The organism is Lentzea tibetensis, from assembly GCF_007845675.1.
In the GTDB taxonomy this organism is placed as follows: Bacteria; Actinomycetota; Actinomycetes; order Mycobacteriales; family Pseudonocardiaceae; genus Lentzea; species Lentzea tibetensis.
Window position 1 is genome coordinate 1 of sequence record NZ_VOBR01000057.1, and the last position, 25480, is coordinate 25480.

The following is a 25480-nucleotide window of genomic DNA, read 5'->3' on the forward strand; positions in this document are numbered from 1 at the left end:
GCTCCGCCCCGGACCCCGGCACCACCGGAGGTCCCTGGTTGCTTTTCGTAGATGGTTGCTTTGGTGGTGGGGTCTCCGTACGGCGCACCAGAGGCAGCCGCATTTTTAGGGCGGGGTCAAGACAAAAAGACGTCTTGACCCCGCCCTAAAAATATGGCAGGGCTTCGCCTGTGCCGTACGGAGACCCCACCACCCGCTGGTTTCATTGGTCGGCTCGCCTTCGGCATCGCGGGCTTTGGGGTGCTCGCCTTCGGCTTCGTGCCTTCGGTGATCGCTCACTTTGGGACGGCTCGCCTGCGGCATCGCCGTGGTCGGCGTTACGCTGCTCGTAGTCGATCTCTTGGGGGAAGTCGAATGCGGTTTGTCGTGCGGTTTGTCGTTCTCTTGGCCGTGTTGCTCATGGTGCCTGTGCCTGCTTCGGCTGCGGAGACCTACGGGGCCTACTCGCGGATCACCCAGCGCAGTGCGGGGCAGTACTGGGCTGGAGGTAAGGCCGCCGGGCAGTGGGCGTGGAACCCGCAGTCCTCTACGGAGTCTCAGATCAGTTGGGGTGATCCGGCCTCGTGGCCGCCCAGTTACCACGAGACGTTCCACGTGGACGGCGACTGGGTGATGCTCGACGGCTGGGCGGGCAACGGGACCTACTACGACCTGCGGGTCACGTCCGAGCTCATCGGTGACGGCAACTGCGCCAACCTCGTGCCCGTGCCGTCGAACGGTGGGCTGCAGCACTACGTGAAGTGGGGCGTGTCGTCGCGGGCCTACTGCCTCAAGGCGTGGGGGACGTTGACCGAGCGGTCGTCCGGCAAGGTCGTGAAGTTCGGGCACACGCAGATCTGGTCGCCGCCCGCGCCGTGCAGCAACGCCTACTACGGTGCGCAGACGTGTGTGAAGCAGTGGGAATCGTGGTGGGACAACAACAACGGTGACGGGACCACTGCCCCGGAGATCACCAGGAAGCTGGAGCGGGACCAGTACGTGGCGCGCGGGATCGGGATGGCGTTCGTCGTTCAGACGTACTACCCGAACGACTGGCGGGCCGAGTTGCGGTACCACTGGGACTGGTGAGTCAGACCTTTTCGGGCAGTCGCAACGACTCCAGGAGTTGGCGTGCCTCGGGGTGCGTCATGGGCAGTGCGTCCAGCAAGGAAACCAGGTTCAGCAGGCTGTACCGGTCGAACGAGTCGAAGAATCGCACGAGGTGTGGCGTCCACTCGCCTTCGACGTGCAGCAGCACCTCGTTGCTGCGCGCGTCTACGACTACGGTTCGGCCGCTGCGGATCTCCGTGCGCCAGATGGGTAGTCCGGCCACCATTCGGCGTAGTTGGTGCACCTGGTCCTCGTACTTCACGTACCGACTCTCGCACACGTGTTCGAATAGCTGTCAAGCCACGACAAGGCAACAACACGTACCGCGTTCGTGCTGCTACGCCGGTGGACACGCAAGATTCACCAGGGTTTCGGCAGTTCGTCGAATGACGTGTCACGTGGCATCGTTCGGGCGCAACGGTTGGGCTGAACAGGTGGAAGGCTCGCTACGCTCCGGGAACCGGAACGGTTCGCAGCCGAACGGACTCCGCCGATGGGGTCGCTGCGGTCGTGCGAGCACCAGTACCTGCGGTCTAATGGCATCTTCGGGCTCCGTAGACCTCCCGGAGAAGGGCACCCACCATGGGAAGCATCCCCGCGTTCGCCAGCGGTGAGCCGCTGACGTGGGTGGATCTGGAGTCGATGCCCGATGACGGCCGCCGCTATGAACTCGTGGACGGGGTGCTCCTGGTGAGCCCATCACCCCGTCCCGTGCACCAGCGCGTGGTGGCTCGTCTCGTCATCGCGCTCAGTCCGGTGTGCCCGCCGGAGCTCGAGGTGTTGCCCGCGCCGGTGGACGTCGTGCTGTCCGATCGGACGGTGTTCATCCCCGATGTCGTTGTGGGGGAACGGGAAGCGTTCACCACGAGGGCGTTGATGGGGCCGCCGGTGCTCGCGATCGAGGTGTTGTCGCGGTCCACCCGGCTCGTCGACCTGGAGCTCAAGCGCGCCAAGCTCGAAGAGGCCGGGTGTCCGCACTACTGGATCGTCGACCCGGACATGCCGTTCCTGCGCTGCCTCGCGTTGCACAAGGGTGCGTACATCGACGTCGCCGAGTCCAACGGGGACGAGGAAATCGTGCTGACCGAGCCGTTCGCGGTCAAGCTCAGTGCCGCACAGCTGGTTTCCGAGCATCCCTCCTGATGATCACCTTGGACGCCAGGCGCAGGCCCTGGCGCGCGCTCATGCCCGGCAGGTAGGCGCGGCTGACGGCGTTGGCGATGCGCGGCAGTGCGGCTGAGTCCGGGTACGCCATGAACATCGGGCGGTACACCGGCTGGAACTTCGCCTTGAACGCGAACAGCGAGCGGAAGCCGTACACCGGCTCCAGCACCTGACCGGTCAGGTCGAGCACCCGCTGCAGCGCGCGGGGGCGTTCGCCGCGGTCGAGGCGAGCCAGTGGCGCGCCGGACAGGGACAGGAACTCGGCGCCCTCTTCGCGCAACGTCAACGCGGCCGAGGCGATCAGGAACTCCATCGAGCCGCGGAACCCGGACGCACGGCGGCGCATGAAGTCCAGCGTCCAGCCCGTCACTGTGCCGTCGACGTACACCGGCAGCCAGCTCGTGATGCCGTGCACGGTGCGGTCGGCGTCCACCGCGATCAGCAGCCGCACGCCGTCACCGGACAGCTCGTCCAGCCCACCGAGCGTGAAGCCCATCTCCGGCAAACCCTTGTCCGCCACCCACTCCGACGAGATCGAGCGGATCTGGTCGGTCAGCGCGAGCGGCGCGTCGCGCCACGTCCACCACTCGGCGGTGATGCCCTCCTTGGTCGCCTTGTTCAACGCCGTGCGCACGTCCTGCCACTTCTTGCCGGTGAAGCTCAACGGCGGCAACGGGATCACCGTGTCCTCGGCGACCTGCACGGTCTGCCAGCCGTGTGCCGCGACGGTGTCGCGCAGCTCGGCGCTGATGCTGTACAGGCACGGCGTCCAGCCCTGGTGCGCGCAGAACGACGCGAACCCGCGCACGGCCTCGCGGCGCGCGTCCGGTGCACCGATCGGGTCGCCGACGGTCAGCGCGATCGTCGCCACCACCCGGTACGCCACGGCGGCGCTGCCGTCCGGGGTGAACCAGTAGTGGTTGCCGCGCCAGGTCGTCATGTAGGACAACGAGGTTCCGCCGTGCGCGACCATCAGCGCACGGGCCTGCGCGGCGGCGCTGTCCGCGCACACGGGCCGGGCGCGCCACGACACCTGGAGCAGGCCGATGAGCACGACCAGCCAGAACACCATGCCGGTGTACTCGAACAGCAGGGTCGCGACGATGTCGTCGGCGCGGAACCGCGCGGGCAGCAGACCGAGGTAACCGGGCGGCAGGAACCGCGCGGGCAGGTCGGCCACCAGCTCGGTGAACGTCGCCTCCGGCGCGAACTGGTCGCGGATCAGGTAGCCGCCGAACACGTACAACGCGCTCAGCGCGAGGAACCCGGATCCGGTGATCGTCCAGAACCGGCGCACGCCCGTCGCGAGCGGGAAGTGCTTGCGCGTCGACAGGAGCACGATGACGATCGCCAGCGGCAGCAGCAACGGGATGCCGAACTCCATCAGCTGGCCCGGCGTGACGGACTGGTCGGCGAACCGCACGTAGTTCCACACGTACCAGCCCATCAACCCGGCCAGTCCCAGGTTCAGCGAGAGCGCGCCCCACCAGGCGAACCGGCGGCCGCGGCGCAGTCCCTCGGCCAGCGCCAGCAGCAGCAACGCGGGCAGCACGGACATCATCATCGCGGGCAGCCGGTCGTAGGACGCCTGCACCGTCATGGTCCGGCACTCGTTCGCCCATTCCGGGTCCGCGCAGAGATCGGCGATCGTCTCCGCGTCCGGCTGTGACACCGCGACCAGGTCGCTGAACCACGACAGCGGACCGTTCGGGAACGGCGACAGCATCACGACGATCGGGCCGAGCGCGGAGGCGGCCAACAGCAGCGCGACCAGCACCCGCGTCTCCTCGTGCGTCGGCGCGGACGGCGCGGGCCGCGAGCGCACCGCGAACCAGCCGATCACGAGCCCCGCCATGCCGCCGGACAGGCGCAGCACGTCCTCCAGGTAACCGGAGTAGAGCGCGAGCACGAGCAGTGCGATGACGACCAGCAGCCGCACCCGTCTGCGCCACAGCGCGGGCAGCCGGAAGCTCAGCGCCAGCGCGAGTCCCACGACACCGGCCGACGGGACGACCGCCAGGTCGGTCTGCAGGTAGTCCAGCCACACCCAGCCGGTCGGCACACCGAGCCGGACCAGCCCCGCGCCGAGGAACACGCCGACCACGTGGGTCGACACGAACAGCGCGGCCGTGCGCAGCGAGCCGAACTCGCGTTCCGCCACCGGACCGAACACCAGCAGCAGCGCGGTGGTTCCGAGGTACCCGAGCAGGTTGGCGCACCACAGCATCGACGTGAGCGCCGTCCACAGCGGCGAGGACAGGCCGAAGCCGACCTCCTCCAGCACCGGCCCGTCGACGAGGCTTCCCGTTGCGGCACCGACGATCCACAGCGTCAGCACGAGCGCCGCCGTGAACGGCGCCCGCCGGATCAGTTGCTGAGCCCGGTGCGCCGCGCCAGCCACGGCAGCGAGTCGTGCAGACCGGGGCGCCACACGTTCCAGTCGTGCGCTCCCGGCAGTTCCGTCCACTGGACGTCCATGCCCGCTCGTCGACATGCCTCGTACACCTCTCGGTCTTCCTTGCGGTAGTGGGGGTCGCTCGCGCCTGCCACGATCACGCCCGCGGTGGTGGGGAACCGCTGGGTGGCGAGGACGTCCAGCGGGTTGATCCGCCGGTACGCGGCGGCGTCGCCGTGGAACACGACCTTGATGGTCTCGGCGGTGGTGCTCAGCGTCGGTTCGCGCTGACCCGCGATGTCGATGAAGTTCGCGTAGACCTCAGGTGCGCGCACGGCGAGCTGCAGGGAGCACGTCCCGCCCTGCGACAGTCCCGCGATCGTCCATGCGGAACGGTTCTCGTCGACCTGCAGCCTGTTCTTCACCCAGGCAGGCACGTCCTTCGCCAGGTACGTCTCGACCTGGCCGAGGTGCGAGTCGACGCAGATGGGGTTGGCCATCATCGAGCCGAGCTGGTCGACCGCGATGACGATCGGCGCGAGTCCGTTGTGCTGCTTGGCGAACGCGTCGAAGTGCTGGGTGAGCTGGCCCGCGTCGAACCAGTCGCGCGGTGTTCCCGGCTGCCCGGCCAGCAGCACCAGCACCGGGAGCCGCGGCCGGGGCGTCGCCGCGTAGGCGGGCGGCAGGTAGATCCACGCGTTGCGCGGCTTGAAGTTCGTGCTCGACGGGATGGGCGCCTCGGAGACCGTCCCCTTCTCGGGCAGGTCGGCAGGCGGCCGCCACACGTCGGCGAGCTTGCCTCCCGGTGGCACCCGAACCTCGTCGGCCGCGGGTTTCGCGGCGTCGTCGAGGTCGGTCGTGCCGCCGAGGAACGGTCCCAGCGCGGCGCGCACGGTCGCGTACTGGCCGAAGAACTGGTTCACCCCGGACAGTCCGCTCGTCAGCACGAGCACCGCGGCGAGCACGCTCACCACGCGGACCGGCCAGCGCGAGTGCCGCCAGCGGGCGACGGCGAGCGCGATGCCCAGCACCGCGACACCGAGCCACGCCAGCACGACGAAGGGCAGCGGTTCGGGGAACGGCCGCCACACCCGGTTCACGAAGAACCACGCGGCGGCCGTGAGCAGCGCGCACGCCGGCACGACGATCGGCAGGACACGCGTCCACCACGTGCGCCGTTTCGCGACGGCGAGGAACAGCAGTGCGATCGCGCCCCCGGCGGTGATCATCGCGGGGATCGGCCCGTTGATCAGGGAGAGCTCCAACGGGCTCGTCATGCCGCCGAGTCTTCAGCGAACCGACAGCTTCCACATCAGGCGACCGACTGGTCGGGGTAGGTCCGTCGGCTGATCCAACATCAGACCGAAGTAGTACAACCGAATTCGCGAAAGCGTGTCTAAGCTGGTCAGCATGGGGGAGACCAGTCTTGACGACGACTTCTGCCAGGACCGCCATTCCGTCTACGACCGCCTGCGCGCGGACGCGCCAGTGTGCCCGGCCGTGCTGCCGAACGGGCAGCGCGTCTGGCTGGCCACGCGCTACGAGGACGCCCGCGCGCTGCTCGCCCACCCGGCGCTGAGCAAGGACTCGAACCGCGCGACGCCGCTGTACGAGCGGCTGGCCGAGACCGAGGGCGTGCGCCGCACGTACATCGCGAAGGTGCTGCGCGACCACATGCTCAACCTGGACCCGCCGGACCACACCCGGTTGCGGCGGCTCGTCGGCGCGGCGTTCACGTTGCGCCGCGTGGAGCTGCTGCGGCCGCGGGTCGAGGAGATCGTCGGCGACCTGCTCGACGGGCTGTCCGGACAGGTCGACCTGCTGGAGCAGTACGCGATCCCGGTGTCCGGCACGGTCGCCGGCGAGCTGTTCGGCGTGCCGGTCGACGAACGCGCGGAGTTCCGCGGGCTGTCGCAGCGGATCGGGCAGGGCGCGGACGCCGAGGAGGTCGGCCGCGGCTTCCTCGCGATGGCGGACTACCTGGCCGCGCTGGTGGCGCGCAAGCGGGAGCAGCCGGGCGACGACCTGGTGACGGCTCTGGTGCAGGCCCGCGACGAGGGCGACCAGCTCGACGAGGACGAGCTCGTCTCCATGGTGTTCCTGTTGCTGACAGCGGGTTTCGAGACGACCGTGCACCTCGTCGGCAACGGCGTCGTCGCGCTGCTGAGCCACCCCGAGCAGCTCGCGTTGCTGCGCGGCGATCCGTCGCTGTTGCCGCGCGCCGTCGAGGAGCTGCTGCGGTTCGACGGACCGGCGGGCACCGCGACGTTGCGCTTCACGACCGAGCCGGTCGAGGTCGGCGGCACGACGATCCCCGCCGAGCAGTTCGTGCTGGTTCCGGTGGGTGCCGCGAACCGCGACGAGGCCAGGTTCCCGGACCCGCACGCGTTGGACATCACGCGCGACGCGATCGGGCACGTCGGGTTCGGCCACGGCGTGCACCACTGCCTCGGCGCGCCGCTGGCTAGGCTCACCGGGCAGACCGCGATCGGCCGCCTGGTCGAGCGGTTCCCCGATCTCGCGCTGGTGGAGCCGGAGAAGTTGCGGTGGCGCAACAACTCCCTGTTCCGCGCCTACGAGCAGATCTTCGTCACGGTGTGAGACTCACGGGGTGACGCCGCGCCAGGCGGCGGTGAGCACGGCGAGTGCGCGCGGGTCGCCCGCCATCTCGGCCGCCTTCGGCAGGTCGGACTCGGCCATGCCCAGCTCGCGCAACGACGTCGGCACGCCGAACCGCACCGCGATCTGGTGGATCGTGGTGGCGAGCGGCGAGGGCGCGATCACGTGCGGCAGCACCACGGTGTGCGTCGCGGAGTGGGGCAGCCCGAACGAGCCGCCGAGCACGTGGCACAGCTTGTGGTGCAGGCCCATGCCGACGCTGAGGCACGTCCCGGCGAGCCACGCGGCCCACAGCAGCTCGCCCCGTGCGTCCACAGTGGACGGGTTGCCGCTCAGCGCGTGGATGATGCCGTCGATGGCCTTCCCTGCGATCGCGTCGACGTACGGGTTCTGGCCGAGCGCCTCGACGGCGTGCGCGAGCGCGTTGATCGCGCTGGTGACGGTGACGTCGGTCGGCAGGTCGAGTGTGAGGTCGACGTCGTAGATGACGGTCTGCGGCTGGATCTCCTTGGCCGACCGGGTCTTCTTGACGCCGTGTTCGGTCTCGCCGAGCACCGGCGTGACCTCGGAGCCCGCGTAGGTGGTCGGCAGGATCAGCTGCGGCACTCCCGTGCGCACCGCCAGTGCCTTCGACAGGCCGGTCGTCGAGCCGCCGCCGAGCGCGACGACGCAGTCCGCCCGGTGCTCGCGCAGCACGCCCAGCGCGCGTTCGGTCACCTCGACCGGGGTGTGCATGGTCGCGCCGCCGAACCGCGCCACCTGCAGCGGACCCAGCTCGGTCGTGACCCGGTCCGCGCCGAGGTGCCTGGCCAGCAGGAGCACGCGGGTGCCGCCGAGACGCTCCACCTCGTCGCGGACCTGGGCGACGGTGCCGCGGCCGAACACGATCCGGCCGGACGGGGGTTCGTAGGTGAACGTCATCGGGGCATTTTCCGTCTCTGTCGGTGACTTGGGGAATCCAACTTTCGGCTCTGATGGGTGATAGATCCACTCCGTAGCGTGGTTTTTCATGAAGCGTCTTCGGGTTGGCCTGGCGTTGCTGGGTGCGTTGCTCGTCGTACCGGTTCCGGTGTCCGCGGCCACCCCGGCCTACCAGGTGCGGGACGGCGTGACGCAGCCCGTGCACAGCCTGGCAGACGCGATCCGCGAGACCGTGTGGGTCGACACCGGTCTCGACCTGGACGCCGACGGCGCGGGTGACCGCGTCGCCGCCGACATCATCCGGCCCGCCACGACCGCGCGCGTGCCGGTGATCATGGAGGCCAGCCCGTACTACCAGTCCGCCGGGCGCGGCAACGAGGGCGAGACGAAGACGTACTCGGGTGGTCTGCCGGTGCGCTTCCCGCTGTTCTACGACAACTACTTCGTGCCGCGCGGATACGCGGTGGTGCTGGTCGACTTCTCCGGCACCAACCGGTCGCGCGGTTGCCTCGACACCGGCGGACGCGGCGAGGTCGCGTCCGGCACGGCGGTGATCGACTGGCTGAACGGCCGCCGCCCCGGCTACTCGTCCGTGACCGGGACGCAGGCCGTCTCCGCGTCGTGGTCGACCGGCAACGTCGGCATGATCGGCAAGTCGTGGGACGGGACGGTCGCGCAGGGCGTCGCGGCGACCGGTGTCGCCGGCCTCAAGACGATCGTGCCGATCGCGGCGATCAGCTCCTGGTACGACTGGTTCCGCTCGGACGGCGTGTCCTACCGCGGTTTCGGCACGCCCACCGGGCTGGCGTCCGGGTTCGAGAACACCAACGCCCGCTCGCGGTGCGGCACCGTGCGGACCGAGATGACGAACGGCGCGCCGTCCAACGGTGACTACACGCCGATGTGGCAGCAGCGCGACTTCGTGCGCAACGCGTCCAAGGTGAAGGCCTCGGTGTTCGCCGTGCACGGGTCGGCTGATCTCAACGTGAAGACGCTGCAGTACGGGCAGTGGTGGGACGCGCTGCCCGCCGCGACGCCGCGCAAGCTGTGGTTGTCGCAGACCGCGCACGTCGACCCGTTCGACTTCCGGCGCGCGGAGTGGGTGCGCACGCTGAACCGCTGGTTCGACCGCTGGCTGCTGGACGTGCCGAACGGCATCGAGAACGAGCCGCAGGCCGCGATCGAGCGCAGGCCGGACGTGTGGGGCAACTACGCCAAGTGGCCGCCCGCCGGTACCGGGCTGCAGACGTTCTACCCGGCGGCCGCCGGTCTGGGCACCACGCCCGGTTCGGGGACGGCGTCGTTCGTCGACGACGGGCGCGGGACGCCGTCGTCGTGGGTGTCCGGCGCGTCGAGCCGGGTGCAGTACTCGACCGGCGTGCTGGGCTCGGACCTGCGCATCGCCGGAACCTCGTCGGTGACCGTGTCGGTGTCGTCGTCCACGCCCACCGCGCACCTGACCGCGTACCTCGTCGACTACGGCTCGGCCGTCGTCCGGTCGGGCGAGGGGATCAGGACGCTGTCGACCGAGTCGTGCTGGGGTGAGAACCGCACCGGCGACGACGCCTGTTACCGCGACACCGAGGCCACCTCCGGGACGGTGGACGCGCAGGTCGTCGCACGCGGGTGGGCCGACCTGGCCAACTACGCGTCGCTGAGCTCGCCGCGGACGATCACGCCCGGCACCAGCTACACGATGACGTTCCGGCTGTCGACGGCCGACCACATCGTGCCCGCCGGGCACCGGCTCGCGCTGGTCATCGGTGGTACGGACAGCTCGATGATCGCGACGCCGAGCCAGCTGCCCAGGTTGACGGTGAACCTCGCGGGCACGTCTGTCCGGGTGCCGCTGGAAGGTGTTCTCGGCTCTCCTTCGAGTGAGCCGGCAACGGCTTCCCGCGTTTCCGCCGGGGTGGCGGGTGCGCTGAACTAAGTGTGTCAGTGGCCGTCAGTACGATCGCGGCCATGGACATCGACCCCGCCTTGGAGGTGCTCCGCCGCGTCTTCGGGTACGACTCGTTCCGAGGCGAGCAGCAGGAGATCGTCGAGCACGTCATCGCCGGCGGTGACGCGCTCGTCCTGATGCCGACCGGCGGTGGGAAGTCGCTGTGCTACCAGGTTCCGTCGCTGGTGCGCAGCGGTGTCGGTGTGGTGATCTCGCCGTTGATCGCGTTGATGCAGGACCAGGTCGACGCGTTGCGCGACGCGGGTGTGCGGGCCGGTTTCCTGAACTCGACGCAGTACCCGGACGAGCGCGCCATGGTCGAGGCCGAGTTCCTCGCCGGCGAGCTGGACCTGCTGTACCTGGCGCCGGAGCGGCTGCGGTCCGAGGCCACCCTGCGCCTGCTGGACCGCGGCGAGATCGCATTGTTCGCGATCGACGAGGCGCACTGCGTGTCCCAGTGGGGCCACGACTTCCGCCCGGACTACCTGGCGCTCGCCGAGCTGCACGAGCGCTGGCCGAAGGTGCCGCGCATCGCGCTGACCGCGACGGCGACGGACGCGACCCGCAAGGAGATCGCGACCCGGCTGAACCTCGAGGAGGGGCGGCACTTCGTCGCCTCGTTCGACCGGCCGAACATCCAGTACCGCATCGTGCCCAAGAACGAGCCCAAGAAGCAGCTGCTCGGCCTGCTGCGCACCGAGCACGACGGCGACTCGGGCATCGTCTACTGCCTGTCCCGCGCGTCGGTGGAGAAGATCGCCGAGTTCCTGGTGCAGAACGGCATCCGCGCGCTGCCGTACCACGCGGGCCTCGACGCCAGGACGCGTCAGGAGAACCAGTCGCGCTTCCTGCGCGAGGACGGCATGGTGATGGTCGCGACCATCGCGTTCGGCATGGGCATCGACAAGCCGGACGTCCGCTTCGTCGCGCACCTCGACCTGCCGAAGTCCGTCGAGGGCTACTACCAGGAGACCGGCCGCGCGGGCCGCGACGGCCTCCCGTCCACCGCTTGGCTCACCTACGGCCTGCAGGACGTGGTGCAGCAACGCAAGATGATCGAGTCGTCCGAGGGTGACCTCGCGTTTCGCCGCCGGTCTTCGCTGCACCTCGACGCGATGCTCGCGTTGTGCGAGACGGTCGAGTGCCGTCGTGCCGGGCTGCTGGCCTACTTCGGCCAGGAAGCCGTGCCGTGCGAGAACTGCGACACGTGCCTCACCCCGCCCGAGTCGTGGGACGGCACCGTCGCCGCGCAGAAGCTGTTGTCGACCGTGTGGCGCCTGAAGAACGAGCGCAACCAGAAGTTCGGCGCCGGCCAGGCCATCGACATCCTGCTGGGCCGCAAGACCGCCAAGATCATCCAGTACGACCACGACGCGCTGAGCGTGTTCGGCATCGGCGAGGACCTGAACGAGAGCGAGTGGCGCGGCGTCGTGCGCCAGCTGCTGGCGCAGGGCCTGCTCGCGGTGGAGGGCGAGTACTCGACCCTGGTGCTGACGCCCGCTGCCTCAGATGTGCTGGGCCGCAAGCGTTCCGTGATGATGCGGCGCGACACCCGGCCCGCTCCGGCCAAGAAGTCGGGCAAGACGTCGAAGGCGGCGGCCGCGGTCGAACTGCCCGAGGCAGCGGTACCCGTGTTCGAGCAGCTGCGCGCGTGGCGGGCCGCTCAGGCCAAGGAGCAGGGCGTGCCCGCTTACGTGATCTTCCACGACGCGACGTTGCGGCAGATCGCCGCCGAGGCTCCCGCGACGTTGGCCGAGCTGGCCAATGTGAACGGGGTGGGTGAGAACAAGCTCGCCAAGTACGGCGAGGGGATCCTCGAGGTGCTCAGCTCCTGACGAACGCCCGCCAAGCGGTGGGGGAGAAGGCCAGCTGGGGACCGGCGGTGTTCTTCGAGTCGCGGACTCGCACGACCTGCGTGAACGCTACTTCGACGCAGTCGCCTTCTCCGCTCGTGTCGCTGTAGCTGCTCTTACGCCACGCCATGTCCTGACGCATCGGGGTCCTCTCGCGGTCGGCTGTGCCTGCCCGAGTAGTTCATCAGCAGGCTCCGCGATTGTCCCTCATCCAACGCGACCGAGGCCAGGCGTTCCAAGATCGCCGCGTACCGTGCGATGGCGGTCGAGTCGTGAGCGAACACCCTGGTGAGCTCGTTCTCGCTGTAGACGACCGGCCGGTCCTTGTCGTACTCCCACTGGACATAGTCGGCCAGCACGACTCCGGCAGGCCCGCTCGACTTCGGCACGATGCGGATGGTGTGGGTGTTGAACATCAGCCGCTGCATCTGCTCTGCCATGACCGCGTCGTCGCCCACGTTCAGCTGGAGTGCGTTCTCGTGCACGTAGAAGAGACAGTCGGGCCGGTCGTGCCGCCGGAGTATGGCTTGGCGGGCCATCCGAGCCTCAACGAGCCTGCCGATCTGGTCGGGCGATGCTCGCCCGCCTGACTTCAGGATCATTCGCGTGTAGGGCTCGGTCTGGAGGAGGCCGGGGACCGTCGCGGTCGAGATGCTGGTGATCTTGGTGGCGGGAGACTCAGAGATGGCGATGGTGCGGAGGTTCTCCGGTACCTGCACGAAGTATGCGTCGAAGGCATGGCGGTAGCGGTTGAGGAAGCCTTCGACGAATGCCCGGCTGCGTTTGCACGTGGTCAGGTACTGGACGATGTCGATTTCGGAGGCGCGGACCTTGCCGTTCTCGACGTTGGAGACTTTGGTCTGGTGCCAGCCGAGTACGTAGCCCATCTCCGTACCCGTGTAGGTGGTGTGTTTCTCGCGCAGGTGCCGCAGCTCGTCGCCGAGATCTCGGCTGTACGGCGTGGAAGGCGTCGGCGTCATGGCCGCGAGTTTCCGGTATGCGCACCGGACATGGAGCGCCCCGTTCGAGTGAGGGTTGTTCTCGCAGCTGCGAAAATCGCTGTCCGGCGGCCGGAACACGGTGATAGACAGCCCGAGTGCAAACGACTTTGGAGTTCCCCGACCTGCTGCGACTGATCGACGAACGGTTGGTCGCGTTCCGGGCCGCGGTCTCCTCCGCGCCCGGTCTGGACGTGCAGGTGCCGACCTGTCCCGAGTGGACGCTGCTGGATCTGGTGCAGCACGTGGGCAAGAGCCACCGACGCTGGGCCGCGACCGTTGCGGCAGGGCCTGCCGACGCACCCCCGGACGAGTCTGCTTGGGGTGGTGCCGAGGCTGTGCCCGTGGAGCGCGAGGCGCTGCTGGCCTGGTCGGCGGAGTCGACGGAGAAGTTGCTGAGCGCACTGCGGGAGTCCGGCCCTGATCGCGGCTGCTGGACGTGGTGGGTCGGCTCGCAGTCGCCGCACACCAGCGGTGCCGTCGCCCGGCACCAGGTTCAGCACGTCACGGTGCACACCTACGACGCCCAGATCACTGCGGGCGCTCCGCAGCCGCTGCCGGACGAGGCCGCGCTCGACGGTGTCGACGAGTTCCAGTCCACCTGCTGCGCGACGACGAGCGCCTGGCCGCACGAGCCCGCTGTCGTCGACTACCACGCCACCGAAGGCCGGTCCTGGCGTCTCCGGCTCTCCGCCGACGGCGCACGGATCGACCGCATACCCGCGGGCGAGGAACCGGTGGCGGCCGACGCCTCCCTTTGGGGCACGGCCAGTGAGCTGGTTCTGGCTTTCTACGGCCGGATTTCCGTGGACTCACTGAAGTTCGACGGCGACCGAAGTGTCTTCGACCAGCTCATCGCCTGGGATCCGAGTTAGTCAATTGACACAAGCCTGACATCTCGTCGACGACGAGATATCAGGCCTCGGCCATGAGGGTCAGATGAAATCTGACCACGGTGGCGACGACCTGCGAGTTCCCTCTTTGGACGGTGATCTCCGTTCCGCAGCCGTGCTCGTTGAACACGTCATCGGTCACCCGGACGGTGTCGCCGAGCAGGTTGATTCCGCCGCACTCGGGCAGCAGTGGAACGAAGATCCCGGCCCACGCATTCCTGTCTGCCGGACAGAACCGCGGTGCGGGAGCCTCGGCGCGTGAGGCTCCCGCACCACGGGGTCAGCCGACCTTCTCGAGACGCGCCCCGCGGATCAGGAACTTGCCGGGCTCGCGGACCTGTTCGAAGGCCGCGTTGTTGAGCAGCGCACAGCTACCGGACACACCGGTGACCGACACGGTCGTCGACTTGTTGTTGTCGAGGTTGGTCACCTTGAGCTTGGTGCCGATGGGGAACTGGTTGCTGGACGCGCCAGGCGCGCCACCCTCACCGGACAGCGTGACCGTGGACCCGGCGCACACGACCCGACCCGCAGCCGAGTCGGGCTTGCCAGGAGCAGGCGCGGGAGCGGGAGCAGCCGCCGACCCGACGACCTCGACCTTGTTGCGTCGAATGAGGTTCTTGCCGGGCTCGCGCACCTGTTCCATGGCCGCCGCGTTCAGCAGAGCGCAGCTGCCGGAGATGCCGGTGACGGGCACGGTGGTGGACTTGTTGTTGTCCAGGTTGGTGATCTTCAGGCGCGTGCCGACGGGGAACTTGTTGGACGTCACGCCGGGAGCGCCGCCCTCGGCCGAGAACGTCAGCGACTGGCCTCCGCACACGCCGGAAGACTGGGCGGGCTGAGCAGCCTGAGGAGCGCCGCCACTGCCGACGCGCTCGACCCGGTTGCGCCGAATCACGTTCTTGCCCGGCTCACGCACCTGCTCCATGGCCGCGGCGTTCAACAGGGCACAGCTCCCGGAAACCCCCGTGACGGGCACGGTGGTGGACTTGTTGTTGTCCAGGTTGGTGATCTTGAGCTGTGTCCCGACGGGGAACTGGTTGGACGTGACGCCCGGAGCGCCACCGTCGGCCGAGAACGTGAGGTTCTGGCCCTGGCACACGGCGGAGGAAGCGTCGTTGCCCGCGACCGCGAAGGTCGTGCCTCCCGCGATGGCCACGAGGGCGAACAGGCCGGCCGAGATGGCCCAGCCCTTGGTTAGTTGCATGCACTCACTTCCCTTCGTCTCTCCTGCCTGGCCTTACGGCCTGCGACGAAGGTTGGTTCAAATCACGAACGGCGACGCACTTCTCCGGACAGCCGAACCGGGTCGCACACGGCCAGGTGGTCGCGCAGCACGGAATGCGCGAACCGGTACTCGCCGTCCACGTAGGACAGCAGCAGCCGGTCCTCCGCGAGGTTCAGCAGAGACCGCCGCCGCAGCGACAGCTCGCCGACGACGAGCGGACGGGCCAGCAGCTCCGAGAAGCGCTCGGACAGCACGTCGAACGGCCACACGTAGTCGCGCGCCGCGATGGGCGTGATCATCAACCCGATCAGCAGGCCCAGGGTGGGCGACAACGGATCGGCGAAGCCCAGCGGCAGGCCGCACAGCGACCCGAGCAGGCCGGCAACGGGAATCACCGGCTGCACCCACCACGGCCGCTGCCGCACGAGCCGCTCGAGCTGAGGCTCGCGCACGGTGCCCCACACCAGCCCGATGGCCGAGCAGAACAACCCGCCCAGCAACCCGACCACGAGCCCGACGAACAGGCCGGTGAACAGCGTCGGCCCGGTCCAGAACGTCGCCACACCGGTCCCGATGGTGATCAGGAACGCCCACGCCAGCGGCGCCTGCCCCTGCACGACACCGATGGCCAGCACGAACGTCAGCGCCAGCACCACGCTGGTCCCGACGGCCTCCGGCCACTGCACGGCGAGCGTGGCGAGCCACATGCCGAACACCGTCGCGAGCACGCCCACGACAACACCGGCCGCGAACCCGACGAGCGACACGACGACACCGTGCGCGCGGCCGGGCGGGCGGAACACGTTCGGCAGCTGGTTGACCCACACGACCAGTCCGCTCAGCGCGACGGCACCGACGGCCGCGGGCACCAGGCCGAGCCGCAGGCCGACCATCGCGCACACCGCGCCGACCGCACCGGCCAGCGCGGCAGGCACACCGCGCACGAACAGCAGCCACAGCGGGCGGGTCGGCACGAGACCGATCCACGACCTGCGGTCGGGGAGCTTCGCGGGCGCCGCGAGGTCCGGGCGCCGCAACCTGGCCAGGAACTTCAGCGCCCTGATCGTCGGACCGGCCGCGCGCTGCCCGGCGAGCCGCTCGACGACGTAGCCCGCGACCGGGTCGACCGGGAAGTCCGCCTCGCGGTCGCGGTAGGTGAGCGCGACGAGGTTCAGCATCAGCGGCGTGGTCAGCGTGTCCCAGTGCGCGGGGTCCTTCTCCAGCGCGGTCTGCAGGCCGTCGAGCCGCGGCGACACGGCCGCGATGTACTCCTGCACCTGGCCTCGGGTCAGCGGCTGCACGTGCACCGACACGAACTCGGGCACCGGCCGCGACGAGCAGACCATCGACGCGTACGGGGCGATGTCGTGCTCGGCCTGCGCGCGGTCGGCATCCGGCACCTCGTCCAGCCCGTCGACGAAGATGACGAGACTCCTGCGCCGCAACCAGACCGTCGCCGCCGAGCGGCTGATCCGGTACTGCCTGGTCAGCTCGCGCTGCAGCCACCCGGTGAACTCCATCGGCCCGCGCGCGTCGTACGCCGACCAGGCGGCCAGGTCGACGACGACGGGAATCGGCGCCTCGGGGTCGTACCTGGCCTTCTTCAGCAGTCGCACGCACAGGTCGAGCATGAGCGTCGAGCGTCCGCTGCCCGGCTCACCGATGAGTGCCAGCGGTCTGCCCAACCGGGCCACCACCGCCTCGAGATCGTCCGAGTCGAGCTCCTCGTCCTCCACGCGCACGGACACGCGGGGCTGGCGGGCGAGCGCGAGCTTGATCCGGCTCTGGGTGGCGAGCGACGCGCCGAGCAGACCGCGGATGCGCATTTCCACCCGATCGATGGCGGCTGATCGGTTGCTGGTCTCGCCGCCGCGCACCCGTTCCCACACCACGAGCCCGGCCGCGGCGAGCCCGAGCCCGATGGCGGCGGGCCACAGCCAGCCGCGCATCGAGCCCAGGTACTCGGGTGGCGCCGTGCCGGTGCTGACGTTGATAGCTGCTGGGAGCAGGAGAAGCAGCACGACGACGCATATCCCGATCAATACGGTGATACGCGCAGCCCTGCTGATCCGGTCCCACTCCATGATCACCTCCGTGACCTCGGCAAACGACGGTAGCCGCGAATGCCGAGGCACGGAAGTGACGCGCCGAGCAGGTCAACCAGAGGTGATCAAAGGCGCTGCCACAGCGAGGCCGCGTAAGGCGGCTCCCACGAGACGATCGACGTGTGCGCCTGCAGGCACTTGTAGTTCAAGCCCGCGTAGCTCACCTGCGACCCCACCGAGTACGCCGTGTTCGGTGCCCACGCCGGGAAGTTCCCAGGTGGCTGGGTCGTCGTGGACGTCGGTGGCTGGCCCGGCGACGTGGTCGTCGTCGGCCCTCCGGGGCATGCGCCGAACACCTCGAACTCCCAGAACGAGAAGCCGTACGGGGTCGCCCGGCTGGTGCCGTTGAACCGCACGTACCTCGCGTTGCCGGAGAGCGCTATGTCCTCGACGCCACCCGCTCCGCTGAACGTGGAGTAAGCCTCGCGCCACGAACTGCCGTTGTCCGACAGCTGGATGGAATAACTTCGCCCGTAGGCCGCTTCCCAGTTGATCCGCGCCCGCGTGACCGGCCGGACCGAGCCGAGGTCGACCTGCCACCAGTTCGGTTCGTTGTGCGCGCTCGACCAGCGCGTACCCGTGTTGCCGTCCACCGCGAACGCCGCCGCCTGGTTGCCGCTCTCGATGCTCGACGCCGATGTGGGCCGTCCCTGGGAGATCAGCGGCCCGCAGGTCTGCGGGGGAGTGGTCGTCGTCGTCGGCTGACCGCCACCGCCGCGCGTCCACACCGCCACGTAGTCGATCACCATCGGGCGGTCGGGGACGATGCCGGGACCGGGGGTGCGGGTGCCCGAGTAGTTGTCCGGGAACTCGCCGCCGATCGCGACGTTCAGGATGATGAAGTAGCCGGCGTGGTTGGTCATGTTGGCCCACGTGCCCGCGTCGACCTGGTTCTGGTTGACCTGGTGGAACAGCTGGTCGTCCACGTACCAGCGGAACTGCTGCGGGCTGACGCTCGCGTCCCACTCGAACCGGTAGGTGTGGAACGTGGACTGGCACGAGCCGTTGGGGCACGGCCGGCTGTTCGCGATGCCGTTCTTCTCGTTGCACGGGCCGCCGGGGCTGACGCCGCAGTGCAGGACGCCCCACACGCGGTCGACGCCGTTGACGTTCTCCATGATGTCGAACTCGCCGATACCCGGCCAGTTCCACCAGTTGCCGCGGTACGGCGAACCGAGGGCCCAGAATGCCGGCCAGTAGCCGAGCGCCGCCGCACCCGTCACGTTGGGCATCTGGATGCGGCCCTCGATCCGCAGCACCCCACCCGGCGGGGCCTTGAAGTCCTGCCGGTTGGTCTCGATGCGGGCGGACGTCCACTCGGCGCCGTTGCGGCGAGGCGTGATCCGCAGGTTGCCAGCGCCGTCGAGGCTGACGTTCGCGGGGTTGTTGGTGTGGGCGGCGATCTCGCCGGTGCCCCAGTTGCCCGGTCCGCCCGGATAGCCGTGCCCGAGGCTGAACCGCCAGTTCCCGCCGTTGGGCAGCTGGTTCGCGCCGCCGGTGAAGTCGTCGCCGAAGACCTGGGTCCATCCCGGCAGGGGAGGGATGGCGGCTTCGGCTCTGGGTGTCGTGGTGGTGGCTATGAGAAGGCTGCATATCAGTGCGGCTGACGCGGCCATCGCTATGGACAGCCGGACCCGCGCCCGTCGAGTGAGCGTCATTGCTACCCTCCAGCATTGCTGCGCATGAGAGCGCTCTCACACTGGAGTGATAGTCGTCTTGTCAACTCGCTGTCAAGAGCTCCACATTTCCGAGTCGGCATCATGTTTTCGCAGGTGATCACTACCGCGTCTCAGTCCGTGAACTTTCTTCCCACATGGTGCGTTCCTGCGGTGTGATCGAGATCGTCGAGTTCGGCGCGGAGCTGCGCCTCTTCCGAGAGCAGGCGTACCTGCGTGGCAAGCGCGACCCCGAGTGGACCGCCGAGTGGGGCACCGACGAGCACGACGAGCGCGCCACCCACTTCGTCGTCCGCGACGAGGACGGCGCGCTCGCCGGTGCCGTCAGAGCCCAGTTCGACCCGCCGTGGCCGGACGGCGTGGACGACGAGCACGCGGTGCTGTTCGCCCGGATGGCCGTGCGGCGGATGGAGCTGCGCGGCAGGCGCGTGTTGGTCGACCTGATGCTGCACGCGAACCGCCACGCCGCCGAACTGGGCCGCACCACCGGCTACGCCGTCGCCAACAGCAGGGCGTTGTGGCTCTACCGGAGGATCGACGCGCAGTTCGACGTCGTCTCCGGCCCCAACAGCGGGTGGGGGAGCGAGATGTACCTGATGCGCTGGGAGCTCGAGCGGTTCGCCGCCGCGCTGGAGTCCGTTGTGGACATCCGTCGCGCGGTACCGCTACCGGGCTGACCGCTACTGCTCGCCGAACTTGCGCAGACCCTCCTTGGCCTTCTCCTCAGCGGAGTCGATGTGCTCGGTGTGCTTGCCGCCGGTCCTCTCGTCGGCGAACTGACCCGCCCGGTCCACACCCTCGTCGACCTTGTCGCCGTGCTGGCCCAGCAGGTCCTTGGCCTTGTTCTTCAGCTCGTCGAAGCCCATGGTTCTCTCCTCCTGCTCCTTGATCGGACCCAGGTCGAGTACCCACGTCCACGTTCGGCGCTAAACATCTGCCCGCCGAACGTGGACGCCAGTGGTCTGAAGCTCAGTCCCGCAGTGCCTCTACCGGGCTGACCCGCGCCGCGCGTCGAGCGGGGAGCAGTCCGGCGAGCGCGGTGAGCGCGGCCAGGCCCAGCACCACGACCGCCACGTCGGCGAACGGGACCTGCAACGGCCAGTCGACGCCGAGCGAGACGACACCGACCCACGCGTACGGGATGCCCAGCGCGAGCCCGAGCACGGCGCCGATCGTCCCGTAGAGCGACGCCTCGACGGTGACCATCCCGCGCAGTCCGCTCCTGGTCAGGCCGATCGCGCGCAGCAGTCCGGACTCGCGGGTGCGTTCCAGCACGGACAGCGCGGTCGTCGAGCCGACTCCGACGACCGAGATGAGCATCGTCAGCGCCATCAGGCCGATCGCGACGGCGAACAGCGAGAAGAACCAGTTCTCCTTCTCGGCGCGCTTGTCCGCGAGCGACACCACGTCGAGGCCTGCCGCGGCGGACAGCGATCCGTTGGCCAGCGCGCCGTCCGGTTCGGCCGGGACGCCGAGGCGGTCGAAGTCGGCCGGGTCGAGCACGGCGCTGGACTGCAGCGGAACACCGCCGAACACGGTGGCCGCGACCGTCAGGGTCACCTCGTGGCCCTCGGTGCCCGCCCGGACCTGGTCGCCCGCCCGCAGCCGCATCCGCTCGGCGGTCGAGGTGGGCAGCAGGATCTTGCCCGGCCCCATGTCCTGCACGGACCCGTCCTGGAAGCGGAAGTCGTCGAGGTTGCGCACGCCGCGCAGGTTGACGTCGGACGCCTGCATGATCAGCTGGCGTTCCGGACCGGTCAGCTGCACCTCGGTCCGTCGGTAGGGCAGCACGTCGCGCAGGCCGATGCGGTCGCCGACCGGCCCGGTGATCTCCAGGTCCGCCGGGTACGCGCTCGCCATCTCCGCCTTGCCGAGGCTGCGCAACGTCTCCGTGCCGACGATCGTGCCGATCACCAGCGCCACGCCGAGCGCGACGACCGTCGTGATCGACGCGGCCCTGCGCGGTGCGCCGCCGACACCGCCGACCGCGAGCCCGCCGACGGCGCCCAGCCTGCGGGCGGGCCAGCTGATCACGCGCAGCAGCGGGTTGATCAACGCCGGGCCGAGTGCGATGAGCGCGCAGAACGCGAGCGTCGCGCTCAGCACCGTGAGCAGCAGCAGTTCCTCGGTCAGGCCGGGCGGGCGGATCTTGTCGCCCAGTCCGCGCGTCACCACGTTGAACAGCGTGAACCCGGCTCCGCCGAGCAGTGCCAGCCCGAGCACCCAGCGGGCCTTGCCGACCGCGGCTCGGGTGTCCTGCACCGCGGAGGTCCGCAGCGCTTCCAGCGGCGACACCTTCGACGCGGACACCGCGGGCGCCAGCACGGCGAGCGTGGTCAGCGCGAACGAGCCCAGCACGACGCCGATCGCCTCGGGCACCGGGAAACCGGGCGCGACCAGTCCCGCGAGCGGCACGGCCTGCGCGACGAGCCAGGCCAGTCCGACACCGGAGACCGACGCGAGCAACCCGGTGCGCGCGCCCTCGCTGACGAGCCGGACGACCAGCCGCCCGCGGCCCGCGCCGACGGCCCTGAGCAGGGCGAGCTCGCGCATCCGTTGCGCGAACACGATCCGGAACGTCGAGGTCGACACGAGCGCGCCCGCGACCATCGCGACCACGACGAACGCGCCGAGCAGCACGAACACCTCGTCGAGCCGGCTCTCCTTGACGCCGACCATGGTGCGTTCGGTGATGTCCTTCGCGAGCACCGTGCCGTACGCGAAGAAGGCGGCGATGAGGATGGAGACGACGGGCAGCAGCTTCTTCACGCGTTCACCTGCTGACGAGGCGCCGGGCTGCCGATCCCCGCGACCCTGCCGTCGGCCATGTGCACCACGTGACCCGCGTACCGGGCGGCGTTCTGGTCGTGCGTGACCATCACGACGGTCTGCCCGAACTGGCGGACGCAGTCGCGCAGCAGGCCCAGCACCTCGGCGCTGGTGCGCGAGTCGAGGTTGCCGGTCGGCTCATCGGCGAACACGACGTCCGGCCTGGTGACCAGCGCGCGGGCCAGCGCGACCCGCTGCTGCTGGCCACCGGACATCTCGCTCGGCCGGTGGTCGAGCCGCGCGCCGAGGCCCAGCACCTCGACGAGCTGGTTCATCCACTTGCGGTCGGGGCGCTTGCCCGCGAGGTCCAGCGGCAGGGTGATGTTCTTCTCGGCCGTGAGCGTCGGCAGCAGGTTGAACGCCTGGAACACGAAGCCGATCCGCTCCCGGCGCACCCTGGTGAGCACGCGGTCGGACAGGCTGGTCAGGTCGGTGCCGCCGAGCATCGCGTGGCCGGACGTGGCGGTGTCCAGACCGGCGAGGCAGTGCATCAGGGTGGACTTGCCCGACCCCGACGGGCCCATGATCGCGCTGAACGTCGCGGGCGGGAAGGCGACCGACACGCGGTCGAGTGCCCGGACGGCGGTGTCGCCGGAGCCGTAGACCTTGACCAGGTCGACCGCGGCGGTAGCTGAGTTGTTCACGCTGACCAAACTGCTCGGCGCGCACAGTGCCCGACATCGGTCCGCAGCCAGGGCGGGGTCTGTCTTTCGGCCGATCTGCGCGGTTCAGGTCGATGAATAGGCTCTGCTCCATGAGGCGGTACTGGAAGCTCGGCGCACTCCTGGCACTCGGGGGGCTCGCCTTCTTCGACCTGGCGACCGGCATGTTCGCCGGCAAGGTCGATCAACGGTGGCTCATCGGGGTGTCGATGGCGGTCGCGGTGCTCCCGGTGGTCGCCTGGTTCTGGCCGCGCCGCTGGCTGGCCGTGCTCGCCGCGACCTGCTCGCTGGTCTACACGTTCACGAATCCCGATCCGGAGACGAACTGGGGCCTCGTGGAGACCGCTGGCCTGATGGGCGTGCTGCTGGTGACGACGTGGCGGGCGCGGTCGTGGTGGGAGACGCCGCTCGTCGTGCTGGTGCTCGCGGCGGTGGTCACCCAGCCCTTCGAGAGCCTGCACGGCTCGGGTGCCGTGGTCTTCGCGCTGGTCCTGCTCGTCATCGGGATCTCCGTGATGGCGGCGGTGGGCTACGTCAGGCTGACGGAGTCCGCCCGGACCAGGCAGCTCGCGGCGATCAGGGCCGAGCAGCGCGCCGAGTTCGCGCGCGACCTGCACGACTTCGTGGCGCACCACGTCACCGGCATGGTCGTGCTGGCCCAGGGCGCGCGGCGGATCGTCGAGCGCGACCCGGCCAGGGCGGGCGATGCGCTGGAACGCATCGAGCACGCGGGCGGTGAGGCCATGAACGCCATGCGCAGCATGGTCGGCATGCTCCGCACCCCCGACGAGGGCACGCCCGTCGCACCGCTCGCCGGCATCTCCGACCTCGGCGACCTGGTGGAACGCTTCGGTGAACCGCAGGCGCGACTGCGCGTCGAAGGCCCGGTGGCCGACCTGCCGGTCGAGGTGACGTCGTCGGTGCACCGGGTCGTGATGGAGGCGCTGACCAACGTGCGCAGACACGCCAGCGACGCGACGCGGGTCGACGTCAGCGTGCTCACCAGCGACGACTGGGTGACCGTGCGCGTCGTCAACGACGGCAGGCCCACCCGCGGCGACGGCAAGGGGTTCGGGTTGCTCGGCCTCACCGAACGCGTCCAGGCGCTCGGCGGCAGGATCAAGGCAGGTCCGGGTATCGACGGAGGCTGGGTGGTCGACGCCGCGCTTCCCATCTTGAACGGCGCGAGGACGGGTTCATGATCAGGGTGATGGTGGCCGACGACCAGGCCATGGTGCGGACCGGTTTCGGCATGATCCTGGGCGCGGAGCCGGACATCGAGGTGGTCGCCGAGGTCGAGGACGGCGTGCAGGCGGTCGCCGAGGCGCGCCGCACCAAGCCGGACGTGGCGCTGATGGACATCCGCATGCCGCGCATGGACGGCCTCGAGGCGTTGAAGCAGATCTCCGACTTCGTGAACGTCGTGGTGGTGACCACCTTCGACCACGACGAGTACGTGCACACGGCGTTGCGCAACGGCGCCTGCGGCTTCCTGCTCAAGGACTCCGGCCCGAACCTGCTGCTCGAAGCCGTGCGCGCGGCGGCGTCCGGCGACGCCCTGATCAGCCCGTCGATCACGGTGCGCCTGTTGCAGCACATGAACCCGCCCACGCCCGCGCGCCCGCACTCGTTGTCCGCGCGCGAGCTCGACGTGGTTCAGCTGGTGGCCGTGGGCCGCACCAACGCGGAGATCGCGGCGGAGCTGTTCATCTCGGTCGGCACGGTGAAGACGCACTTGGCGAGCGTCCAGTCGAAGCTCGACGCCCGCAACCGCGTCGAGATCGCCGCGTGGGCGTGGGAATCCGGCTTGGTCAGCCAAAAGTAAGAGGCACAACCGGTCTCTCGGCAGAAGTGCCGTCCGTTCGTCCACAGGAGACTCCTCCACATGAAGAAACTCCTGCTCGCCTTTCCGCTGCTGCTGGTGATGTCGGCCTGCGGCACGAAGAGCTACACCTACGAGGTCTTCTACACGATCGAAGGCTCAGGCCAGGCCGAGGTCACCAGCAAGGACCCGGCGGGTGCCGCGTCCACCGAGACCGTGGACCTGCCGGTGAAGCGCCGCGCGTTCCTCGCGAACAGCCTCGGCCCGACGTGGGTCGAGGTGAAGCCCAAGTCCGGCTCCGGTGACCTCACCTGCGTCCTGCAGGTCGAGAAGGAAGCCGAGGTCAAGAAGACCGGCAACCCGGCGCGCTGCGAGTACACCATCACCGAGGCCACCGACAACTGAGAGTGATCCGTTAATGATTGCCGGTATCTGTCAGTTGCACTAAACATCGCGCATGAGGCGAATCGCAGCGTGCGCGGCGGCCGTGGCACTAGCCGTCGGATTCATCACCGTCGGAAGTGCTTCTGCAGTAGGGCGGCCCGCATGCGGGTTCACGAAGACACCGGACGAACCTCCCGCTCGTCCGGTGTCCATGCCTCGCGACCCCTGGCTCACCAAGGGGAAGGTCAAGGTCCGCATCAAGACCAGCCAGGGCGACCTGTCCGTGGTCCTGGACCGCTCCAAGGCTCCTTGCACCGTGCACAACTTCGTCCACCTGGCAGATCGCGGCTTCTACGACCGCACCGACTGCCACCGGCTGACCGCGTACCCGACGCTGAAGGTGCTGCAGTGCGGCGACCCCACCGGCACCAGTGAGGGCGGACCGGGCTACAAGTTCAAGGACGAGCTGCCCACCGACCTGAAGCCCGCACCCAACGACCCCAGCGGGTTGCGGCGCGTCTACGAGCGCGGGTTCGTGGCCATGGCCAACGCCGGGCCTGACACCAACGGCAGCCAGTTCTTCCTCGTGCAGTCCGATTCCTCGTTGAAGCCCAACTACACCGTGTTCGGGACGATCACGGCTGAGGGGCTGGGGACGTTGGACAAGATCGCTGCCGGTGGGATTGCCGGGGAGGACCCGTTGGACGGGCCGCCCAAGGTGCGTGCTCACCTGTATCGCGTGCAGCCCTGCTGATACCCGGTCTGTTTCGGGGGCTTTTGGTGGTGGGCGGGGAGGGTCTCGCTGATCACCAGAGGTCGCCACATCGAAAATGCCCTGTCAAGGCGGAAAAGCTGCCTTGACAGGGCATTTTCGATGTGGCAAGGCTGCGCCTGATC

22 protein-coding genes and 1 pseudogene are annotated in these 25480 nt (G+C 69.2%); 11 read left to right on the forward strand and 12 right to left on the reverse strand.

Translation table 11 applies throughout. The features are described from left to right. Positions 1 to 399 precede the first annotated feature (399 nt). A complete protein-coding gene (locus FKR81_RS41810; RefSeq protein WP_407936596.1) occupies positions 400 to 1068 on the forward strand; it encodes a hypothetical protein in 669 nt (222 codons plus the stop codon). A 1-nt stretch (position 1069) separates the two neighbouring features. Here FKR81_RS41810 and FKR81_RS41815 read toward each other — a convergent pair whose 3' ends face one another. Then, positions 1070 to 1351 carry a hypothetical protein gene (locus FKR81_RS41815; protein ID WP_146360969.1) on the reverse strand — a complete coding sequence of 94 codons (282 nt, stop codon included), beginning with the start codon at positions 1349 to 1351 and terminating at the stop codon, positions 1070 to 1072. Between the two features lie 320 nt (positions 1352 to 1671). On the opposite strand from FKR81_RS41815, the gene FKR81_RS41820 reads away from it, so the two are divergent. Beyond that, complete coding sequence (locus FKR81_RS41820) at positions 1672 to 2232, forward strand: Uma2 family endonuclease (protein WP_146360971.1); 561 nt, start codon at positions 1672 to 1674, stop codon at positions 2230 to 2232. On the opposite strand, the gene FKR81_RS41825 is transcribed toward FKR81_RS41820, so the two are convergent. Together FKR81_RS41825 and FKR81_RS44685 are read right to left on the reverse strand one after the other, a co-directional pair. Next, a complete protein-coding gene (locus FKR81_RS41825; RefSeq protein ID WP_222598599.1) occupies positions 2195 to 4654 on the reverse strand; it encodes a bifunctional lysylphosphatidylglycerol flippase/synthetase MprF in 2460 nt (819 codons plus the stop codon). The two genes, FKR81_RS41820 and FKR81_RS41825, sit on opposite strands and share 38 nt — an antisense overlap. Then, the gene (locus tag FKR81_RS44685; protein WP_146360975.1) at positions 4621 to 5925 is read right to left on the reverse strand and encodes an alpha/beta hydrolase; all 1305 of its coding nucleotides are present in this window, start codon (positions 5923 to 5925) and stop codon (positions 4621 to 4623) included. Before FKR81_RS44685 ends, FKR81_RS41825 begins: the two co-directional genes overlap by 34 nt. A 133-nt stretch (positions 5926 to 6058) precedes the next feature. Between FKR81_RS44685 and FKR81_RS41835 the strand changes: the two genes are divergently transcribed. Then, complete coding sequence (locus tag FKR81_RS41835) at positions 6059 to 7249, forward strand: cytochrome P450 family protein (protein WP_146360976.1); 1191 nt, start codon at positions 6059 to 6061, stop codon at positions 7247 to 7249. Between the two features lie 3 nt (positions 7250 to 7252). Here FKR81_RS41835 and FKR81_RS41840 read toward each other — a convergent pair whose 3' ends face one another. Further along, complete coding sequence (locus FKR81_RS41840; RefSeq protein WP_146360977.1) at positions 7253 to 8188, reverse strand: maleylacetate reductase; 936 nt, start codon at positions 8186 to 8188, stop codon at positions 7253 to 7255. 88 nt (positions 8189 to 8276) lie between these two features. On the opposite strand from FKR81_RS41840, the gene FKR81_RS41845 reads away from it, so the two are divergent. Then, positions 8277 to 10121: a Xaa-Pro dipeptidyl-peptidase gene (locus tag FKR81_RS41845; protein WP_146360978.1), complete on the forward strand. Its 1845-nt coding sequence runs from the start codon at positions 8277 to 8279 to the stop codon at positions 10119 to 10121. A 32-nt stretch (positions 10122 to 10153) separates the two neighbouring features. Next, positions 10154 to 11968 (forward strand): DNA helicase RecQ, encoded by a 1815-nt coding sequence (gene recQ / locus FKR81_RS41850; protein ID WP_146360979.1) that lies wholly within the window; start codon positions 10154 to 10156, stop codon positions 11966 to 11968. Here the strand turns inward: recQ and FKR81_RS41855 are convergent. Both FKR81_RS41855 and FKR81_RS41860 read right to left on the reverse strand, forming a co-directional pair. Then, the gene (locus FKR81_RS41855) at positions 11958 to 12128 is read right to left on the reverse strand and encodes a DUF397 domain-containing protein (protein ID WP_146360981.1); all 171 of its coding nucleotides are present in this window, start codon (positions 12126 to 12128) and stop codon (positions 11958 to 11960) included. The genes recQ and FKR81_RS41855 overlap by 11 nt on opposite strands. Then, a complete protein-coding gene (locus FKR81_RS41860; RefSeq protein ID WP_146360983.1) occupies positions 12103 to 13065 on the reverse strand; it encodes a helix-turn-helix domain-containing protein in 963 nt (320 codons plus the stop codon). Before FKR81_RS41860 ends, FKR81_RS41855 begins: the two co-directional genes overlap by 26 nt. A gap of 17 nt (positions 13066 to 13082) precedes the next feature. On the opposite strand from FKR81_RS41860, the gene FKR81_RS41865 reads away from it, so the two are divergent. Further along, positions 13083 to 13859, forward strand: coding sequence for a maleylpyruvate isomerase family mycothiol-dependent enzyme (locus tag FKR81_RS41865; protein ID WP_146360985.1), 777 nt, complete (start codon positions 13083 to 13085; stop codon positions 13857 to 13859). A 298-nt stretch (positions 13860 to 14157) separates the two neighbouring features. Here FKR81_RS41865 and FKR81_RS46165 read toward each other — a convergent pair. The 3 genes and pseudogenes from FKR81_RS46165 to FKR81_RS41880 form a co-directional block, all read right to left on the reverse strand. Next, a pseudogene (locus tag FKR81_RS46165) lies at positions 14158 to 14460 on the reverse strand (hypothetical protein); the annotation flags it as partial. Between the two features lie 686 nt (positions 14461 to 15146). Beyond that, entirely contained in the window at positions 15147 to 17126 is a 1980-nt protein-coding gene (locus FKR81_RS41875) for an NACHT domain-containing protein (protein WP_146360989.1), read from the reverse strand. Positions 17127 to 17275: 149 nt separating this feature from the next. Beyond that, positions 17276 to 18868 (reverse strand): galactose-binding domain-containing protein, encoded by a 1593-nt coding sequence (locus FKR81_RS41880; protein ID WP_146360992.1) that lies wholly within the window; start codon positions 18866 to 18868, stop codon positions 17276 to 17278. A gap of 155 nt (positions 18869 to 19023) precedes the next feature. Between FKR81_RS41880 and FKR81_RS41885 the strand changes: the two genes are divergently transcribed. Further along, positions 19024 to 19563: a GNAT family N-acetyltransferase gene (locus FKR81_RS41885; RefSeq protein WP_146360994.1), complete on the forward strand. Its 540-nt coding sequence runs from the start codon at positions 19024 to 19026 to the stop codon at positions 19561 to 19563. 3 nt (positions 19564 to 19566) lie between these two features. Here FKR81_RS41885 and FKR81_RS41890 read toward each other — a convergent pair whose 3' ends face one another. From FKR81_RS41890 to FKR81_RS41900, 3 genes are all read right to left on the reverse strand, one after another. Continuing rightward, positions 19567 to 19752 (reverse strand): antitoxin, encoded by a 186-nt coding sequence (locus FKR81_RS41890; RefSeq protein ID WP_146360995.1) that lies wholly within the window; start codon positions 19750 to 19752, stop codon positions 19567 to 19569. A 103-nt stretch (positions 19753 to 19855) separates the two neighbouring features. Further along, positions 19856 to 21655, reverse strand: a complete 1800-nt coding sequence (locus FKR81_RS41895) for an FtsX-like permease family protein (RefSeq protein ID WP_146360997.1) — start codon at positions 21653 to 21655, stop codon at positions 19856 to 19858. Beyond that, the gene (locus FKR81_RS41900) at positions 21652 to 22359 is read right to left on the reverse strand and encodes an ABC transporter ATP-binding protein (protein ID WP_222598600.1); all 708 of its coding nucleotides are present in this window, start codon (positions 22357 to 22359) and stop codon (positions 21652 to 21654) included. Before FKR81_RS41900 ends, FKR81_RS41895 begins: the two co-directional genes overlap by 4 nt. A gap of 110 nt (positions 22360 to 22469) precedes the next feature. Here FKR81_RS41900 and FKR81_RS41905 point away from each other — a divergent pair, with 110 nt between their 5' ends. Genes FKR81_RS41905 through FKR81_RS41920 form a run of 4 tightly spaced genes read left to right on the forward strand, consistent with a single transcriptional unit; the run spans position 22470 to position 25337 of the window. Beyond that, on the forward strand, positions 22470 to 23579 hold the full coding sequence (locus tag FKR81_RS41905) for a sensor histidine kinase (protein WP_222598601.1): 1110 nt from the start codon (positions 22470 to 22472) through the stop codon (positions 23577 to 23579). After that, positions 23576 to 24202: a response regulator gene (locus tag FKR81_RS41910; RefSeq protein WP_146361000.1), complete on the forward strand. Its 627-nt coding sequence runs from the start codon at positions 23576 to 23578 to the stop codon at positions 24200 to 24202. The genes FKR81_RS41905 and FKR81_RS41910 overlap by 4 nt, the downstream gene beginning before the upstream one ends. Before the next feature lie 60 nt (positions 24203 to 24262). Continuing rightward, positions 24263 to 24604, forward strand: coding sequence for a hypothetical protein (locus FKR81_RS41915; RefSeq protein ID WP_146361002.1), 342 nt, complete (start codon positions 24263 to 24265; stop codon positions 24602 to 24604). 52 nt (positions 24605 to 24656) lie between these two features. Further along, a complete protein-coding gene (locus tag FKR81_RS41920) occupies positions 24657 to 25337 on the forward strand; it encodes a peptidylprolyl isomerase (RefSeq protein ID WP_146361004.1) in 681 nt (226 codons plus the stop codon). Positions 25338 to 25480 lie beyond the last annotated feature (143 nt).